Here is an 18073-nt window from a genome sequence, read left to right as displayed (position 1 = left end):
GCTTATCGCTCCTCAAGGACTCCACCATGGAGCGGTTCTTCGATGCCGCCTGGGTTGAGAATGGTTCGTGCGGCTTCGAGTCCGCTTTCAATGGCACCGTCAATGAAACCGCCCCAACCGTTTGCGTAGTCGGATCCCGCGAACAGGAGCGGACCGTGTGGCTGGTGGAACGAGGCCAGAGCCTTGGTCAGGAAGCCAGTGCGGTGCATGGGCCAGGTCTGTCGTGAAAGGGGGTCGTTGGTCCAGTCATGGCTGGCGACTTCCAGCACTTCAAGGTCAGGTGCAAGCAGGTCCAGCGCGGCCTGGACCTGCATGATGTCTCCCCCGTCAAGGCGGGCTGCGTCAGGTCCAAAGGCGACCAGGATCGTGTTGCCGCCCTGTTCGTATTCCGGCTGGACGTAGTTCAACGCCCATTCGGCTGATCCCAGGGCGACAAATGGCCTGACCTTGCCTCGAACGGTGACCCAGATCTTGATGCCCTTGGATATTTGCCCCTCGGCGATGGCCTTTCGTTGCTGCTTCGGCAGAGAAGGTTCAAATTCCACCGCCGTCAGCGCCCCCAGGGGCAGTGTGCTGATGACGTGCGATGCCTCGAACACTCCGCCGTCCAGGGTGGTGATCATAGCTTTTCCCCCGGAGTAATTAACCGACCCGACAGTTTGTCCAAGGCGGACGTCCGTGTCCCCTGCAATGCAGTTGATGAGTTTGCCTGTACCGCCATTGATCTTGAAGGTCGCGCAGGCTTCGAAACTGACCATCCAGTCGCCGTTGGTTAGGGCAACCCATCGAAGGGCCTGGGTGAACGCTGCCCCTGCCAGGGGGCCGTTGAAGTTGAGCGTCCAAAATGATTCCAGGAGGTCGCGAGAATAATCCGAGAGACCCAGCTCGGTGAACTTTTCCGGCAGCGAGACCCCGTCGATTCTTTCAATCTCGGGGCTTGTGAAGGGACTGAACGGCTCCGGGAAATAGCGCCGTGATTCCTGTACCAGTCGCCGGTTGGGCTCATCGATGTCCAGGAGCAGCTGTTCCGGAGTTCCTTCGTGCCGCTCGCCATCGGCCCACCAATATGCTTTTTCGGGTATGGGGCTCTGGACAGTACCAAGGCCATAGCGTTTCATTTCAGACCAAACGTAGGGCTGGGTCCAATGCACCCATGTCCCGCCAATCTCCAAGGGCCTGCCGAGACGGCTATCGACCCAGGTGCGGCCGCCGATCCGGTCGCGTGCTTCGAGGACAATCACTGACTTGCCGGCTTGGCGAAGTTCACGGGCAGCCGTCAGTCCGGCAAAGCCTGCCCCGATGATGACGACGTCGGCCGCTTCAGGGGTAGTTGAGGTTGTGCTCACGATGGATTCTGCTTTCAGAATTCTTCTACGGGATCAGGAGTAGACGAAGAACTCGGTCGTGTCCTTGAGAACCGTCCACCGGGTCCGGGTGCCCTTGTTGAAGGAAGCCACCGACCCGGCTGTGAGGTCGAAACTCTCGCCGCCCTCGATTTCGATGCGCAAATGACCTTCGATGATGTGAAGGGTCTCGTCTGCTTCGATCAGCAGGTCGAATGGCTCAGGGGCTTCTTCCGTGGTGACGTGCCAGAATCCGGCCGAAAGCGCCGGCCTGTCACCATCCCCCGGGCGCCGCACCCACTGGACTTGTCCCAGGATGAAAGGTTCGTATTTTTCCGGCTCAAAAGCGTCATGGATGAAAAAGCCGGTGGCGGCGGGTGTTGTAGACATCATTGTCTCCTTGAATCAGCAACTGAGCAGATGCTTAGTTATACGGGAATCAAATCTAAGCATCTGCTCAGGTTTTAGGTCAATACCCCGTACGGGAAAGCTAGAATCAAGCCATGAACGGCGACAAACCCAAGGGGTATGGAACAGGACGGGAAGCCCTGTTGGCTGCAACCGTGTTCGTTGTCGCACGCAAAGGTCTCAGGGGTGCGACTTTCCGGGCGGTCGCCGACCAGGCTGGCGTCAACAACTCTCTTGTTGCCCATCATTTCGGCACGCGCGATGCGCTCATCGAGGCTGCCTTGGAATGGTCGGTCCAGCAATCCATCGGTATGTCGCAGCTGGAAGCACTCCCGGGAACGGAAGAAGAGTTCTGCCAGAGCATACTGGCGTTGATAGCCGAGAACCCGGACCTGCAGATTTTTCAGTACGAAATGATCCTTGAGGCACGCCGCAGACCCGAGCTTGGCGCGTCCGTACGGAAGCTTTACTCCAGCTACGTCTCCGCACTTTCGGACGGGCTGCGCCGGATCGGAGTCGATACCGGGGCCGGTACTGCGGAGGCAGTCTTCGCGGCCCTGGATGGGCTGGTCCTCCAGCTTCTTGCCGGGGTGGATCCCTCGGGAGTTGAGAAAGCGATCCGACACCTCTGGGCATCCCTGGGCAGCAATGTCCGCGAGCCGGTCCCCAACGCCTGACACCATCCATCAGAGTCGTCCCCGCGACGGGCACACTGGACCTATTTCCGCGTCTACACCGCCTGTCAGGTCAAGCGCCAGATCTTGAAGTCGCCGGAGTTCAGAATTTGCCGGTCTCCACTGGACTGCCGCCGCACCCAGAGCACACCCAGCTCCGGAGCTGTTTCCTCTACGCGCAGCGGGTCCTGGACATAGGGATCGTCCGCGATGGCCACCATTTCACCGGCCTTCAGAACAGACCAATCCTTCACTTCAACTGCATGCTTGCTCTGTTTCATGGGGTTCCTCGCTTCCTGGTGGGCTGGACTGCTGTGACTGCAATGGGTCTTTACGGCGGGAATCTCCCTTTGCCGGGTGAGCGGCACGGCGGGTGTGTGGCCCGCCGTGCCGTCCGGGTGTTCACTTAGCCGTTGATGACCTGGGGAACGCCGAGTGCCTTGAGGCCTTCGACGCCGAACTCCAGGCCGTAGCCGGACTGCTTGGCGCCACCGAACGGGACGCGGGGGTCCACGGCGCCGTGCTTGTTGATCCACACAGTGCCAGCCTGGATCCGGGAGGCGACTTCGCGTGCCGCGTCCAGGTCCGAGGACCAGACCGAGGCGCCCAATCCGACGTCGAGAGCGTTCGCTTTGGCGACTGCCTCGTCAACGGTGCTGTACTTGATAATCGGCAGGGCCGGGCCGAACTGTTCCTCGGCCACCAACGGGTTGTCGTTGTCGATGTCCGCGATCAGCGTGGTCGGGTAGAAGTAGCCCGGCGCGTTGGCGTCGGGGTTGCCGCCGATCAGTACGCGGGCGCCGGATGCCTTGGCGTCCTCCACAAGGCGGGCGACGATGTCGTACTGCTGCTGGTTCTGCAGCGGGCCCAGGACGTTGTTCTCATCCAGGCCGTTGCCCATCGGCATGGCTTGTGCAACGTTGGTCAGGGCATCGCATACCGCGTCGTACTGGGACTCGTGGACGTAGAGGCGCTTCAGTGCCGCGCAGGTCTGGCCGGTGTTGATGAACGCGCCCCAGAACAGGCCCTCGGCGATGGCCTGGGGATCGGAATCCGGGAGGACGATGCCGGCGTCGTTGCCGCCGAGTTCCAGTGTGAGGCGCTTGACCGTGTCGGCCGAGGAACGGATGATTGCTTTGCCCGTTGCGGTGGAGCCGGTGAACATGACCTTGCCGATGGCGGGGTGGGATGCGAGGGCTTCGCCGACGTCGCGTCCGCCGGAGACGACCGCGACAAGGTTCTCGGGGAGGGCCGTGTTGATGGTTTCAACCAGTGCCAAGACCGACAGTGGCGTGTATTCGGAGGGCTTGACCACCACGGCGTTGCCCATGCGCAGGGCCGGGGCGATCTGCCAGACGGTGATCATCATCGGCCAGTTCCATGGGCCGATGGCACCGACGACGCCGATGGGCCGGTAATGCAGTTGGGCACGGGTTTCTCCGTCGTCCACAACGGTTTCGGCCTCCAGGGGCGTGCCGGCAGCTGCTCGCAGCCACGCGGCGCACGCGCCGACTTCGAAGCGGGCATTCGGGCCGTTCAGCGGCTTGCCCTGCTCGCGGGAGAGCAGCTTGGCGAGTTCCTCGGCGTTGGCTTCGACAGCGTCGGCTGCTTTCATGAGCGCGGCTGACCTGGCTTCGTGGCCCAGGACGGCCCAGGCAGGTTGCGCTTCGGTGGCGGCGGTGATGGCCGCTTCGAGGTCCTCGACGGTGTGGACCGGTGCTTCACCGACAGCTTCACCGGTTGCCGGATCAAGGATGGTCCGGGTCGGTGTGGATGTCGAGGTGAGCAGGCTGTTGGTGTTCATGGTTCCTCCTGGTTGGAAAATTTGTGGAGCTGATTCGGTGGTTGCTGTTCGATGGCAGGACGTGCGGGGCGGGACCGGGGGTTCCGGGCTACGTCGTTGGTGTGGGGAATCTACTCATGCGGTACGACCTTCGAGTGTTTCCAGGGCCAGGCGAAGCTGTTCGATCATGTATTCGGCATTTTCACGGTCGAAGACCATCGGCGGTCGCATTTTGAGGACGTTTTCGTGGCGGCCGATCTTTCCGATAAGAACGCCGCGTGTGCGTAGTTCTTCAGTGAGTGCCTTGGTGATGACAGGGTCCGGTGTCGAGTCCTCAGGGTTCACCAGCTCCAGACCGAAGAAGAGTCCGCTGCCGCGGACGTTCTTGATCCGGGGGTTGCCTTTGGCCAGGGCGGCGAGTTCGTCAGCGATGTATTTACCCAGCTGGTGGGCGTTTTCCAGCAGACCCCGTTCTTCCATGACGCGCAGGACGGCAAGGCCTGCTGCGGAGGACACCGGACTTCCTGCGAAGGTGTTGAAGTAGGTGTTGTTTTCCCCGAATTCCTCCAGGAGGGCCGAGGTGGTGACGACGCCACCTACGGGATAGCCGTTGCCCATGGGCTTGCCGAGTGTGACCAGGTCTGGGGTGGTCGCGAAAGCCTGGTGTCCCCACATGTGGGTGCCGATGCGTCCGAAGCCGGATTGGACCTCGTCGGCGATGACCAGGCCGCCAGCGGCATGGACACGGTCGGTGACAGCTTCAATATAGCCCTGGGGGGTTTTCAGCAGCCCTTCGGTGGAGAACAGCGGGTCGTAGAGGATGGCGGAGAGGCCGTAGCCCTCTGCTTGGAGTGAGGCTATTGCTGCGTCGACTTCGCGCAGCGCCTCCGTCAGGACACGCTTTCGCTTGGCAGCTGTGAGTCCGGCGGCATCCGGAATGCGGATTGCTCGGACGTTGGCGCCGAGGGGTTCCTTGACGTGAAGACCAGTGGTCAGCTCGGCCAGGGTCGTTGTGTTGCCGTGGTAGCTGTGGTCGGAAATAAGGACGCCTGTGTTGCCGGTGTGCTGTCTTGCGATCCTTAAGGCCAATTCGTTCGCTTCCGAGCCGCTGTTGGTGAAGAACACTCTTTCCAGTGGCTGATCGAAAAGTGAGAGGAGCTTTTCGGCGTACTCCACCACTCCGGAGTTGAGGTACCGGGTGTGAAGATTGATTCTCTGGAGCTGGTTGGTGATCGCATCCCTGACGTCCGGGTTGGAGTGTCCGACGTGGGGGACGTTGTTGTAGACGTCCAGGTACCGCTTGCCGGCGGCGTCTTCGACCCACACTCCTTCACCGGCCACAATTTCCAAGGGCGTGGCATAGAACAACGGCGAGTGAGGCCCGATGGTGCGTTCGCGGCGTTCCATGAGGCTTTCCTGGAGGATGGCCTCGGGGGCCGGTTCTGTGGCTGTTTCGAGTGTCATTGCTGTCCTTGGCCGTTGGTGCGGATTCGAATCGGGAAACGTGGGGCGTTGCCGGGCCGGACGGTCGATGGCCTGACCCGGCAACGGTCTAGAGGGCGTTGACGCCGGCTGTGGCAACCAGGTGGTCGTTTTCCACGGTGCTGCCGCTGACGCCGATCGCACCGATGATGACACCGTCCTTGGTCAACGGGATGCCTCCGGGGAAGGTGATCAGGCCACCGTTGGAGACTTCGATGTTGAACAGTGAACCGCCGGGCTGGGAGATGGCACCGATGTCTCCGGTGGGCATGTCGAAGTACCGCGCTGTGCGTGCCTTTTTGATGGCGATGTCGATGCTGCCCAGCCAGGCACCGTCCATGCGGGCGAAGGCTTTGAGGTTTCCGCCGGCGTCCACGACGGCGATGTTCATCAGGGTGTCGGAGGAGCGTGCTGCTTCGCGTGCCGCTTCGAGTACCTGTTGTGCTTGTTGTTCGGTGATGTCGTTCATGTGGTGCTCCTGTTGGTTATTTCCCGTTTTTGGGCGTAGTTGTCACGGCTGATGGTTAGTCAGCCTGTGTTATCGACCCGTCGGGCGGTGGTTTTTGTCTAGACGAGTGCTGCCGGTGTCGCGGCGGTCTTTATCAGTTCAGGGAAGTCAGGGGAGGTGATTTCCGTGATCAGCCCTTCCCAGCTGGTTCGCAGTTCCCCTGCGTAGTCGGCGTCGTCGTTCGGTCGGGCGTTGCCCAGTGCGGTGATCCACAGTCCGCTGTTGGACCAATGGGCCACTGCCATGAAAAGCCGTGCGCGGGCGATTTTCACAGGGTCCCCGTTTCCGAAGTAAGCCTGGAAGAGGGCGTGGGCTTTTTCTTGTCCGAACCCGTTTTGAGCGGCAACAAAGCCGACTTCGTAGCAGGGGTCTGAGTTGCCGGCGAGGTCCCAGTCGATGATGTTGTACGTCATCGAGGAGGTCTGCTTGATGATGTTCGCATCCCAAATATCCAGGTGGCAGGGTACGAACTGGGCTGGATTCAGTGCCAGGACCGTCTCAAGGCGGTCCATCAGCGCTTGTATGGCCCTCGCTCCCGGGGGAAGTTCAATGCCGTGGCTTTTCGCCGCGGCCATCCTTTGTTTGGCTTGGTCGAAGGGATTGATGTCGTTGAGGAAGCGGCGGCCTGAATGGTGCAGCCGGTGCAGCGCGGGGACGAGCCGGGCGATGGAGTCCTCGTCAGCGTTGAGCTTGGGATGGCCGCCGGCGACGAAGTCCAGGGCCAACGCCAGAGGTTCGGCGGAGACCGTGATCACCGGCGCGCCGACGCCTATGTCAGCGGCGATCTTCGTGTTCTCCAGCACGACCTGCGCTGCTGGCAGAACTCCTACTGTTTCCCAGTAGTTGTTCCAGAGCTTGACGACGCAGCGGCGCTGCCCGTCTTCGACCAGGTAGTTCTTATGTGCCTGGCCGCCCGAGAGCGAACGCGCGGTGACATGACAGCCACCCCACTCCGGGGAGGATGAAAGCACCGCCTCAATGCTGGTGATTTCGGTATCAGGGACGATGGTCATTAGAGTTGGATGTCCTTCGAATTTAGAATGCAGGTGCACTGTGTTGTTGTCGGGGACCGTCCTGGCTGCACTGTTCGCACTGTTCTACGAGCTCCCACAAGCTCTGTAACGGTGCGGTCAGGACATCAACGGATGACATTTCTCATGCCTTTGCTGTAACGAACCGTGAAGGCAGGAACAGGCTGGTTTCCGGTCGGGAAACGCCGTCAACATGGTCGGCCAACATTTCACCGACAGCCGCCGCATAACGGAATCCCCGGCCCATGTCGCCGGTACCGATCACCACATTCGATGACTCGGGGTGCTCGCCGATGACCCAGTGACCGTCCTCGACTTCGGCCCACATGCACACCGTGGTGGACACCGGGTTGGGGTCAATCTCCGGAAGCCTGTCGCGCAGCACGTCCTGGATCCGTTCGAGGTCTCCGGGACGGAGGTCCTGGCTGAGGTCCTCGGGGTCGATCCAGTTTCCCTTTCCAGGGACGGAGAATTTCCAGTCACCACTGGGCTCAGAGCAACCGTAGGACGGCGCCTCATCCGATCCCGGCGGCTTCGCGAAGTAGATGGCCGGCTTCGGCGGCCCGGCCTGACGGAAGTTGGCCAGCACCTGACGGTCCACCTTGTAGGGCAGATCCAGCTGCATCAAGTGGTTGGCTCGGGCGCCCACGGTCACCACAATTTTGTCGGCGCTGTACTTACCCCGCTCGGTGTTCACAACGATGCCCGACGCCGTCTCGTCCCAGCCCAGAACGGCCTCCCCTGTCCGCAGGGTTGCCCCCAGCCGCCGGGCCTCAGATTGGAGTGCCTCGATGGCTGGGTGGACGAGGGCGACCGTGCCGTTTGGTTCCCACACGGCGACTTCTTCGTCGGCGATGCGGGCCCAGGAAAAACGCTCATGTGCTGTCTTGCCGTCAAGGACGTCATATTCGAAGTCAGAAGACCCCAGGGAAGCGACGGTCTTGTCGAACCACATAGACCCGGGTTCACCGACGAACACCGTTCCCGATCGCTCCAACAAGCGGGTCCCGGTCTTCGCGGCCAGCTCATCCCACAGTTCGAAGGTCCGCTTGGTAAAGGGCGTGTATTGCGCTCCGGCGCTGCTGGACTGACGTGCCAACCTTGTAGCTCCACCGTGCGAGCCGTGCATATGCGGAGGTGCAAATCGATCCAAGCCCAGCACGGTCTTGCCGCGGGCCGCCAGATGCCATGCCGCCGAGGAGCCCCACGGGCCCAATCCGATGACGATGACATCGTAATGTTGTTCAGACACAAGTTCCTCCGTTGGTGTTTTGACCCAGTGGCGGGTCAGACAGTAGCTCGTACGAGAAGTCCATCAATGAGCAGCCGCACAGCCTCGACAGCCTGCTCAGCGTTCTCAGGTTTGCCTGCTGCAGCCGCTCCGGCGGCACGGATAGCCCCGGTAATCGTTGCGGCCAGGACCTCTGTTGGTGCGTCCGCATCCAAGGTCCCGTCCTCTTGAGCGTGCTTCAAATCCTGGGCAATCAGTTCCTCAAAGGAACGGGACGTCGAACCCAGGACACCGGACAGCGCCGAGACCAGGTCCGGGCCCATGACGCCATAAAACCGGCCCGCTGGCTCCTTCGTGGCCTCCACCAAAGCGAACGCCAGAGCGGTGATCCTCTCGCTGGGATGGGTCAGCGCATCGCGCAGGCTGATACCCCGCACGTAGACTCCATCGGCGATCCGGAGATACACCTCCCGGACGATCTCTTCCCTGCCGCCTGGGAAGTGGGAGTAGATCGTCCCACGCGAAACACCCGATCGTTGGCTGAGAACTTCTATGACCGTGGCGGCATACCCCTCGGAGCCCAGAAGCTCCGCTGCGGTGTCCAGGATGTCTCCACGGGTCCTCATGCGGTTCCGTTCCCGTACCGAAAGGGGCTTGTCAGCGGCGCTCATTTTCGTCCTTTGCTTGGGTAATAAGGTGACCTTCTTCACATGATTGCACACCCAATCCTAAAAGTGAACACTCAGTCCAAACTTTGGTAACAGCTGGCAAAGTCTGACGATGAACCGCCGCACAAGAACATTGAACAGTATGACCATCTTTTGGACTAGGTGTTTAACATCGAATTAACATGTTCTATTGCCGAACGACACATACAGGGTTTAGCTTTGCTGTATGAAACAGGTCACAGTCGGGTCGGGTGCATCCATGGCCCTGCAGAGCGTCCGGAACTTCCGGAGCATTGGTGGTCTGCGTGCCCACGGAGGATCCCGCCTCGCTGAAGGACTGGTTTACCGGAGTGGACACTTCGGGTCCGCTACGTCCCAGGACCGTGAGCTGCTGCGCGCCGCAGGCCTGCAGTTCATTGATCTGCGCAACCCTTGGGAATCACACGCCGAAGACCGCACTGTTCCTACCTGGAAGGGCGTCCAAACGCCCCTCCAATCCAAGGACGGCAGGGATGCCGTTCTCTGGTCGGCAGTCCGGGAAGGCCGGCTCACAGAACTGGCCGACACCCTCTCCGCCGAAGAAGCTGAAGAAGCGATGCACCGCCTCTACGCAAACGACATCGCCGGCAACCCTTCAGTATTTGCCAACTTCCTTACCTCCCTGGCCACCGGCGACCTGCCCGTGGTCGTCCACTGCTCGGCAGGAAAAGACAGGACCGGCTGGGCCATAGCCGTGCTCCTGACCGCCCTGGGTGTACCCGAATCCGTAATCCGCGATGACTACACCCGAAGCTCTTTACCCGAAAACCAGTACCTCATCCGCAACACCGCAGGGGACGTCCCACCCATCGACAAGCACCTGCGCACCATCATCACGCCCCTGCTGGAAGCCCGACCCAGTTATCTCGAAGCCGCTTGGTGCAGCGTCGAAAACACCTGGGGAACGCGCCATTCCTACCTGGAAGACGGCCTCGGGCTCACCCCGGCACTCAGCCAAAAACTCCAGGCCCGTCTCCTCGTCTGAGGACTCCGGGCCACGGCCACGGCCGCCCTTTTGAAAGAGAAACCCCATGATTGATAACGTCAGCGAGTTGCCGGCAACGACGCCGTCCAACACTCCTGCACCGCAACCAGGTCACCTTCGCTCCAACAAACTCGGTGTCTTCGCCATCGCCTTCTTCGTCATCGCCGCCGCAGCGCCGATGGCAGCGGTCGTCGGAACCGGGCCCGTTGTCTTCGCCTCTGTAGGAGGCGCAGCCCCACTCATCTACGCCATCGCCGCTCTGCTCATCGCCCTGTTCTCCGTCGGGTACCTGCGCATGAGCCGATTCGTCATCAACGCCGGCGGCTTTGTTGCCTACATCGCGAAAGGCCTCGGCACGCCCTGGGCCACAGCAGGTGCCGGGCTGGCGGTACTGATGTACCTGAGCCTGCAGGTAGGGCTATGGTCGCAGTTTGGGGTGTTCGCCGGGCAGCTGCTTGAGAGCCTCACAGGACTCGCCGTTCCCCCGGTCGTCTGGATCATCGTGCTGCTCGTCATCACCACGGCACTGACCATGCGGGGCATCGACGCGAGCATCCGGCTTCTTGCTGTCCTCATCATCGGCGAAACCCTCGTTGTCGCCGCCCTGGTCATCGCCCTCGTAGCCAGCAAAGGCCCTGAGGTCTTCTCGGTTTCCGGTTTCACTGCTGAAAACCTCTTCAGCCCGGGCCTGGGCATCGCTTTGCTGTTCGCGTTCCTGTGCTTCACCAGCTTCGAAGCCACGGTCGTGTTTTCCGAAGAGGCAGTCAACCCCCGCAAAACCATCCCGAGGGCCCTCTATGCCGTGATCGCCTTCGTTGGCATTTTCTACACCCTCTCCATCTGGGTTATCGGTGGCGCCATCGGCGTCGACAACATCCAGCAGACCGCCACGGAGGACCCTGCAGGGTTCATCTTCAACCTGGCCAGCGCCAGCGGCGGCGACGCCCTAAGCATGTCCATGCAGGTCCTGGTCGTCACCAGCTACCTGGCCATGCTCCTGGGCCTGATGAACATGTTCGCCCGCTACCTCTTCGCCCTGAGCCGCGCCGGCGTCCTGCCCACCCGGCTCGCCGCAGTCTCTAAAACCGGAAGCCCCGCCCCCGCTGCCCTGACCAACGGCATCGCCGTGGGCATCGTCGTTGTCGCCTTCCTGCTCTTCGGCGCCGACCCGATCACGGTCGTTTTCGCCTGGTTCAGTGCCCTGGCAACCGCGGCGTTCATCACCATCCTGATCGTGACGTCCATATCGATCGTCGTGTTCTTCGTCCGGACCAAAGACTCATCCAACATCTGGGCGACCAAAATCGCCCCTGTACTCTCCACGCTGATCCTCTCCTACATCGGATACGTGACCATCGAGAACTACGACTCACTGATCGGCCCTGACAACGCCGCCGCGAAGTGGCTGCTCATCCTGATTCCGGTCCTGATCGTTGCCGGCCTGGTATTCGGCAAGGCCAAACGCAGCATCGACTACGCCAAAGAGAACGTCTAACTCCTGCCCGGTCGTCACGTTCCCGAGGACGGCAAGAGATCCACATTTGCTTGGAAGGACTACAGAGTGAGTACTGCGTACACGAACGGAAAAATCTACACAGTCAACCCTGACCAGCCCTGGGCGGAAGCCCTGCTGGTCGAAGACGGGCTAATAGTGGCCATCGGAACTGAAGAGGACATCCGGCCCAGGATTACCGAGGATACCGAGATCGTGGACCTTGAGGGCCGGATGATGATGCCGGGCATCCACGATGCACACCTGCATCTGCTGTTCAGCGGCCTCAAATTCCGGTTCGAGCCCAGGCTGAGCCCCGGCGGCGACCAGCAGCGGGTCATCGAAGACATCCGCTCGTGCAACTGCAGCGGCCCCGTCGAAGCGGACGGCACCAGCTGGGTTCTTGGCGGCGACTTCTTCCCACCGGACCTGGGACCCGCCGGCGTCACCAAGGACTTCCTGGATGAGGCCTTCCCCGATCAGCCGGTCTTCCTGTACGACTACACGATCCACCACGGCCTGGCGAACTCGAAAGCCCTCGAATTGGCCGGGATCTCCGAGGACATCACCGACCCTCCCGGGGGACGCTACATCCGGGACGAAGCCACCGGCGCACTGACCGGTGAGATGGTCGAACAGGCCCGCTGGCCTGTTCTACGGTCGATTCCGGACTACTCCCGCACCACCAATGCCGAAGCCATCGCCTGGGCGGTATCGGTCTGCCACGAATTCGGCATCACCTCCGTGCAGGAAGCTTCCGCATCCCCACAAGCCTTGCGGGCGTTCCGCGATCTGGACCAGGAAAACCAACTCAAGATCCGTATCGCGGCGCACCTGGTGTGGCGCGATGAAGGCTTCGGCATGGCCACGCTCGACGTTCTCGAATCCACGATCAAATCCCGGGACGAATGGGCCTCACAACACGTCGACACAAAATTCATCAAAGTCTGGCTGGACGGGGCACCCTTGCCGCCAAACTTCACTCAGGCCGACCTGACTGAAGACGGGGCGGTTGACGAAACCAACATCCTGGTTCCCGAAGAGGAATTCGTGACCAGGCTCGCTGAATTCGACGCCGCCGGCCTCACCGTCAAAATCCATTGCGCCGGTGAAGGATCCACCCGCCGGGCCCTGGATGCCATCGAAAAAGTCCGCACCATCAACGGTCCCGACGGCCCTCGCCACGAAATCGCACATGCCGGGTTCATCAGTCCCAGCGACTACGGCCGCCTCCAAGAACACAACGTCGTCGCCGAAATGTCCCCGGCCATCTGGCACGTGCCCGAATACGGACTAACCGATTATTACCACTTCAACTCCGTGCTCAAGAATGATGCACACATGACCGTCGGATCGGACTGGATCATCACCTCCGATCCCAACCTCTTCCCGGCACTTCAAGGCATGCTGCAGCACGCCAGCGAATCCATCGACCTCCCGGCCGCCCTTGAAGCGATGACCATCAGCGGTGCCAGGGCCGTCAACCAGCAAAAACACCAAGGCTCCCTTGAAGTAGGGAAAGCAGCCGATTTCATCGTCCTGGACCGGAACCTCTTTGACGTACCCGTCGATGAAATAGGGGCCACGCAAGTGATACGCACCGTCTTCGAAGGCGAAACGGTGTTCCACAGGCAATGACCTGGCACACGTCGAGGGCACGATGAACGCTGACCGTCACCGTGCCCTCGACAACCCCAGAATCACCCATTTCGCCTAAGCGGGCAGGCCGTGGGCCTACCCACGGCCGCCCCTCACGTGAGGATTACACATGAACAACTCTTCAGTCGCGATTGTCAGCGGCGGAGGTACGGGCATTGGCGCCGCCACCGCAGCAACGCTTCGAGACCAAGGATGGGAAGTAGTCATCTGCGGCCGACGCCCCGATGTCCTGAATGAGGTAGCCCGCAGCACAGGATCACATCCGATAATTGCCGATGTTTCCTCAGATGCGGACATGAAGCGACTGGTCACCGAGACCATCGACCGGTTCGGGACCCTCAACGGTTTAGTGCTCAACGCCGGAATCGTCCGCCCCGGTGCGGCCGGTGACCTGAGCGATGAGGACTGGGATGCAATGCTCAGCACGAATCTGTCAGGGCCGTTCTATCTGATCCGGGCAGCCCTGCCGCACCTCCTGGCCACCAAAGGAGCCATTGTCGGCGTCGCCTCCGCCGCTGCACTGCGGGCCACAGCAGGTATCGCCGGCTACGACGCCACCAAAGCAGCGCTGGCAATGCTGATCCAGTCCGTCGCCATTGATTACGGGCCGGACGGCATCCGGGCCAACTCCGTATGCCCAGGGTGGACCCGGACCGAAATGGCAGACATGGAAATGAGCGAATTCGGTTCCGAACTCGGCGTCAGCCGCGAAGACGCCTATGAGCTGGCGACGGCCTTCGTTCCCAGCCGACGCCCCGGCTCTTCGTCCGAAGTCGCCGCTCTCATCTCCTGGCTGCTATCGGACCAAGCGTCGTACATCAACGCCGCCACGATCCCCGTCGACGGCGGGCTAGTGGCTGTTGAACCAAGCGCGATCGCCTTCGACCCGCGAGTGACGGTCGGTTCCAACAGCCAGAACAACAGATCCCCGGAAATACCCTCACACATGGCTGCAGCGAAGTAGCGCAGTTCCGCACCAAGGAAAAAGCTGGCAGCTGTGCGCATTAAGGGGCCCTTCTCAACCGAGAAGGGCCCTTAAACTTCTTTCCAGTCCCTTCGTGAAGGGTGACTTCCGTTCGGTTGTCTCTATGAGGATTTGGCCGTGGGCAGCTTCGAGTTCAGTGATCCTTTCGGTTGGTTCAGCATCTGGCGCTTAACCTGACCGGTCTGGCTAACCCAAAAGCGACCCCTGCTCCTCAACCAGGGCCATTGCTCCTAGCGTCAAGGAGCTACTGAGAGTAGCGTCCAAGGCAATAAGGCAACGAGGGACACCTGCCTCGCTTCCGAACATTGGGACTGTATGTGCGCTGAGGGGCTTGGAGGAGTCGTCCAAAGGAGCGACATGGCTGGATGGAACGCTGACACGGCTGCAGGTCCGCTTGGGGCAGGAACAGTCACGCTAGTCGAGGGTTCGTCGTTTTGCATTTCAATGGCGAACGGGGACATCCAGTCCGAACATCCTCATGGTGTCTTTTTCCAGGACACCCGCATTGTGTCGGGGTGGGTCCTGACAGTTAATGGCCAGCACGTTGAACCGCTGGGCTCGGAAACGAAGGAGCCATATCGAGCCCTGTTTGCCGGGCGGGTTCCTCGTGGGGATGGCTATGCGGATAGCCCGCTGATTGTGGAGCGCCTGCGTGAAGTGGGCGCTGGCATTCAGGAGCAGGTCACCTTGCACAATTACTCGAAGGAGCCTGCCGTTTGCGTTGTCTCTTTGAAGGTGGAGGCAGATTTCGCCGATCTTTTTGAAGTAAAGGACGGGCGGGTCCAGAGGAGCTGGAACCATTCACGCGATGTGGACGGCGCCTCACTGATCATCCGGGCCTCCTGGCACGAAGTCCGGAAGGGTATTCTCGTCCTCGCTCCCGGCGCCGATGTCTCACCGGATAGCCTTACGTACAGCTTGACAGTTGCTCCGCACAGCCAGTGGAGCTGCACCTTCACGGCCGTGCCGAGCAAGGAGGGGACAAGCCCGACGCCGCCGTCGTTCGTTCATCTTGATACGGACGGGATGTCCGTGAGTGACCGCCGCCGGCAGGAGTGGGTGGCGAAAATCCCTGTGGTACACGTTGGGAACCGCTCCATCGAACGGACTTTGAGGCGGAGCTACGACGATCTGGGAGCCCTGCGGATCGAAGACCCGCACCATCGGGATCGTGTGGTGGTGGCCGCAGGGGCGCCCTGGTTTATGACCCTGTTTGGCCGGGATTCGCTGCTGTCCTCACAAATGGCCATGCCCGTGGATCCTTCCTTGGCTCTGGGCACGTTACAGACGCTGGCAGACCGACAAGGCCGGGTAGTGGATCCTCTGAGCGAGGAGGAACCGGGAAAGATTTTGCACGAAGTCCGGCTGGATATTTCCAGCGGGCTGTCCCTGGGAGGGAAGTCCAACTATTACGGCAGCGTCGATGCCACCCCTCTGTTCGTGTGCATATTGGGCGAAGTCAGCCGCTGGGGCTTCGCGAAGGACACCATTGCGGCGCTGCTCCCCCATGCAGACCGGGCAATGGACTGGATCCGACATTATGGGGACAAGGATGGTGATGGATTCGTAGAGTATGAGCGCTTGAACCCTCATGGACTGATCAACCAGGGGTGGAAGGACTCCTGGGACAGTATCAACTTCGCTGACGGCACGCTGGCCGAACCGCCCATCGCGCTCTGCGAGGTACAGGCCTACGTGTACCAGGCACACATGGCCCGTGCGTGGATGGCGTACGACGCCGGCGATTCAGTTTTGGGAGATGAACTGGCAGATCTTGGGGCGCAGTTGAAGAAGCGGTTCAACGAGCAGTTTTGGATGCCGGACCGCGGCTACTATGCCGTCGCCCTGGATGGAAAGAAGCGCCAGGTCGATGCCTGCGCCTCAAACATGGGCCACTGCCTCTGGGTCGGCCTCGTGGATGAAGACAAGGCTCCGCAAGTAGCAGAGCGGCTGATGTCTCCGGAAATGTTTAGCGGCTGGGGGGTGAGAACACTTGCCAGCGACATGGGCGCTTACAACCCGGCAAGCTACCACAACGGATCGGTCTGGCCCCATGACAACGCCATCATCGCCCAAGGACTCATGCGTTACGGTTTTGTGGCGGAGGCGCAACGTATCGCCACCGCGTTGCTTGAAGCGGCAGAATTCACGGAGGGCCGGCTGCCGGAACTGTTCTGTGGTTTCGCCCGTGAGCAATTCGAAACTCCACTGCCGTACCCAACGGCTTGTTCGCCTCAGGCCTGGGCAGCCACAGCGCCGATCCTCCTCGTGACCAGCCTGATGCGTTACGACGCCCACGTTTCCCTCGGCGGTGTCTGGATGGATCCTGAACTGCCCACGTCCTACGGCGACCTGCACATCAGCAACGCCCCCTTGGCCGGCGGCCGGATCACGATCGATATCACCCAACACAAACCATCAATCCAAGGCCTGCCGGATGGCATAACCTTCCACCGCGGCCATCGGCCCTCAATGAAAGAGCTGGTTGAACAAGCAGGTCGAATCACCAAGGCGCCGCGATAGAGACCATCACCGATCGCAGTGCCTTACCCTGGCTAGGCGATTTTGGCACAAGGCCGGATCATAAAGACTTCCAACTCGAAGGCCGCTCCGATACATCTACACCCATTCAGGCTGCGGCGCCGTGCAACGCCACGGTACCGCAGCCTGAGACATATTCCACGACCCGGCAACGCGACTGCGCCTTCCGATTCCGGTCTGCGGCGCGTTGCATGTGCGATGCCCACAACGACGATAGAAGTACCTGCGCGGACAGTGTTCCATTTCCTTAGAACCCGGACACCTGGCATGGACACTCCCCCACCCCGAAACTGCCAAGTTCGCGAAACATGACTGTCCCGTATGTAGTACCAAAAGTCCCGCCACAAATCCTTGTTGCGGAGACAACTTTCGGCACGGTTCACACATTCCCTTTCCAAGAAGGAAAGGTGCGCGCCTCGGCCGTAGCCGCAGCCCGCGACCAGGATGACCGCAGACACTAGGCATTGAACTGTGATCAAAGCCAGAGCAAAGTCATGGGTAGGGTTCTGCTATGGACAAACGAATACCGGTAGATGAAGCAACTTCGCTCGCCTGGACTGAAGTTGCGCACAAGGCTCGCTTGGCTCATCACATGCTCACAGGAACTCCGGGCCCGAGCCCGAGTTCCAACTTTGCACAGATCAATGCTTTCTACCCGTATGAGAAGGCCTCGGACTGGCATCGTTCCTATCTCACCGCTGCCGTGGAGCATCTTCTGATCTGGGCCAATATGGTTGCCCCCTTGAAGTTCCACCCAGAGCATGAAGTGACGCATACATTCAGGCCGGCGTTCACCCTCGCGCGAGCCGCTATGGAAGCGTCATCGCAAGCAGTCTGGATGTCATCCGGAGAGACAGCAAAAGAATGCGCCCGCCGCCATTTAGCTCTTATTCGCTGGGATTACGAGGAACACAGAAAGAGCGTCGCTGGCCATGACCGAAAGAAGCTCATCAGTGACCTGGATGAGCGTCTGGTCAGTCGAGCATCGGAAAACTTCCCTGAAAGCACCCTGAAGAGGCCAAATCACCTCACGGTCCTACGTGCCGCTGCACCGGAAATTAGCTTCGATCCGGACGTTCTCGAGGGCATCTGGCGTGCAGCGAGCGGTTCTGCGCACGGCAAAGTGTGGCCCGCTTTGTCACTGCAGCACATCGTGCCGCTGGACGAGTATGAACCGGGACAGTTCCGCACTATCCGCATTCCTGACCCGGATCGAATGACTGAAGTGCTGAATGCGGCTTGAG

At 60.8% G+C, this 18073-nt stretch carries 16 protein-coding genes; 7 read left to right on the top strand and 9 right to left on the bottom strand.

The genetic code is table 11. The features are described from left to right. Nucleotides 1-2 precede the first annotated feature (2 nt). Together ACZ5G6_RS02045 and ACZ5G6_RS02040 are read right to left on the bottom strand one after the other, a co-directional pair. Complete coding sequence (locus ACZ5G6_RS02045) at nucleotides 3-1346, bottom strand: flavin monoamine oxidase family protein (protein WP_223935538.1); 1344 nt, start codon at nucleotides 1344-1346, stop codon at nucleotides 3-5. Between the two features lie 33 nt (nucleotides 1347-1379). Further along, the gene (locus tag ACZ5G6_RS02040; protein ID WP_346347158.1) at nucleotides 1380-1736 is read right to left on the bottom strand and encodes a cupin domain-containing protein; all 357 of its coding nucleotides are present in this window, start codon (nucleotides 1734-1736) and stop codon (nucleotides 1380-1382) included. A gap of 110 nt (nucleotides 1737-1846) precedes the next feature. Between ACZ5G6_RS02040 and ACZ5G6_RS02035 the strand changes: the two genes are divergently transcribed. Then, a complete protein-coding gene (locus ACZ5G6_RS02035) occupies nucleotides 1847-2428 on the top strand; it encodes a TetR/AcrR family transcriptional regulator (RefSeq protein ID WP_091470859.1) in 582 nt (193 codons plus the stop codon). A gap of 65 nt (nucleotides 2429-2493) precedes the next feature. Here ACZ5G6_RS02035 and ACZ5G6_RS02030 read toward each other — a convergent pair whose 3' ends face one another. From ACZ5G6_RS02030 to ACZ5G6_RS02000, 7 genes are all read right to left on the bottom strand, one after another. After that, nucleotides 2494-2706, bottom strand: coding sequence for a hypothetical protein (locus ACZ5G6_RS02030; RefSeq protein ID WP_091470861.1), 213 nt, complete (start codon nucleotides 2704-2706; stop codon nucleotides 2494-2496). A 125-nt stretch (nucleotides 2707-2831) separates the two neighbouring features. Further along, nucleotides 2832-4229 (bottom strand): aldehyde dehydrogenase family protein, encoded by a 1398-nt coding sequence (locus tag ACZ5G6_RS02025; RefSeq protein WP_223935537.1) that lies wholly within the window; start codon nucleotides 4227-4229, stop codon nucleotides 2832-2834. A gap of 114 nt (nucleotides 4230-4343) precedes the next feature. Next, entirely contained in the window at nucleotides 4344-5672 is a 1329-nt protein-coding gene (locus ACZ5G6_RS02020) for an aspartate aminotransferase family protein (RefSeq protein ID WP_223935536.1), read from the bottom strand. An 88-nt stretch (nucleotides 5673-5760) separates the two neighbouring features. After that, the gene (locus ACZ5G6_RS02015) at nucleotides 5761-6159 is read right to left on the bottom strand and encodes a GlcG/HbpS family heme-binding protein (RefSeq protein WP_223935535.1); all 399 of its coding nucleotides are present in this window, start codon (nucleotides 6157-6159) and stop codon (nucleotides 5761-5763) included. Nucleotides 6160-6257: 98 nt separating this feature from the next. Beyond that, nucleotides 6258-7211 carry a phosphotransferase gene (locus ACZ5G6_RS02010; RefSeq protein WP_223935534.1) on the bottom strand — a complete coding sequence of 318 codons (954 nt, stop codon included), beginning with the start codon at nucleotides 7209-7211 and terminating at the stop codon, nucleotides 6258-6260. 142 nt (nucleotides 7212-7353) lie between these two features. After that, complete coding sequence (gene solA / locus ACZ5G6_RS02005; protein ID WP_223935533.1) at nucleotides 7354-8481, bottom strand: N-methyl-L-tryptophan oxidase; 1128 nt, start codon at nucleotides 8479-8481, stop codon at nucleotides 7354-7356. A gap of 35 nt (nucleotides 8482-8516) precedes the next feature. After that, nucleotides 8517-9131 (bottom strand): TetR/AcrR family transcriptional regulator, encoded by a 615-nt coding sequence (locus ACZ5G6_RS02000; protein ID WP_223935532.1) that lies wholly within the window; start codon nucleotides 9129-9131, stop codon nucleotides 8517-8519. Between the two features lie 223 nt (nucleotides 9132-9354). On the opposite strand from ACZ5G6_RS02000, the gene ACZ5G6_RS01995 reads away from it, so the two are divergent. The 6 genes from ACZ5G6_RS01995 (at nucleotide 9355) to ACZ5G6_RS01970 (ending at nucleotide 18072) form a co-directional block, all read left to right on the top strand. Next, complete coding sequence (locus ACZ5G6_RS01995) at nucleotides 9355-10152, top strand: tyrosine-protein phosphatase (protein ID WP_223935531.1); 798 nt, start codon at nucleotides 9355-9357, stop codon at nucleotides 10150-10152. Nucleotides 10153-10198: 46 nt separating this feature from the next. After that, on the top strand, nucleotides 10199-11647 hold the full coding sequence (locus ACZ5G6_RS01990) for an APC family permease (protein WP_223935530.1): 1449 nt from the start codon (nucleotides 10199-10201) through the stop codon (nucleotides 11645-11647). A 66-nt stretch (nucleotides 11648-11713) separates the two neighbouring features. Next, complete coding sequence (locus ACZ5G6_RS01985; RefSeq protein WP_223935529.1) at nucleotides 11714-13282, top strand: amidohydrolase; 1569 nt, start codon at nucleotides 11714-11716, stop codon at nucleotides 13280-13282. A 130-nt stretch (nucleotides 13283-13412) separates the two neighbouring features. Beyond that, the gene (locus tag ACZ5G6_RS01980) at nucleotides 13413-14267 is read left to right on the top strand and encodes an SDR family NAD(P)-dependent oxidoreductase (protein ID WP_223935528.1); all 855 of its coding nucleotides are present in this window, start codon (nucleotides 13413-13415) and stop codon (nucleotides 14265-14267) included. Nucleotides 14268-14645: 378 nt separating this feature from the next. Beyond that, nucleotides 14646-16811, top strand: coding sequence for an amylo-alpha-1,6-glucosidase (locus ACZ5G6_RS01975; RefSeq protein WP_223935527.1), 2166 nt, complete (start codon nucleotides 14646-14648; stop codon nucleotides 16809-16811). Nucleotides 16812-17340: 529 nt separating this feature from the next. After that, nucleotides 17341-18072, top strand: coding sequence for a hypothetical protein (locus tag ACZ5G6_RS01970; RefSeq protein ID WP_223935526.1), 732 nt, complete (start codon nucleotides 17341-17343; stop codon nucleotides 18070-18072). The last annotated feature ends 1 nt before the right edge of the window (nucleotide 18073 follow it).

The organism is Arthrobacter sp. TmtSoilC51 (assembly GCF_055388015.1).
The sequence above is the reverse complement of the archived record's forward strand: the minus strand, read 5'-3'. Positions and strand labels throughout refer to the sequence as shown.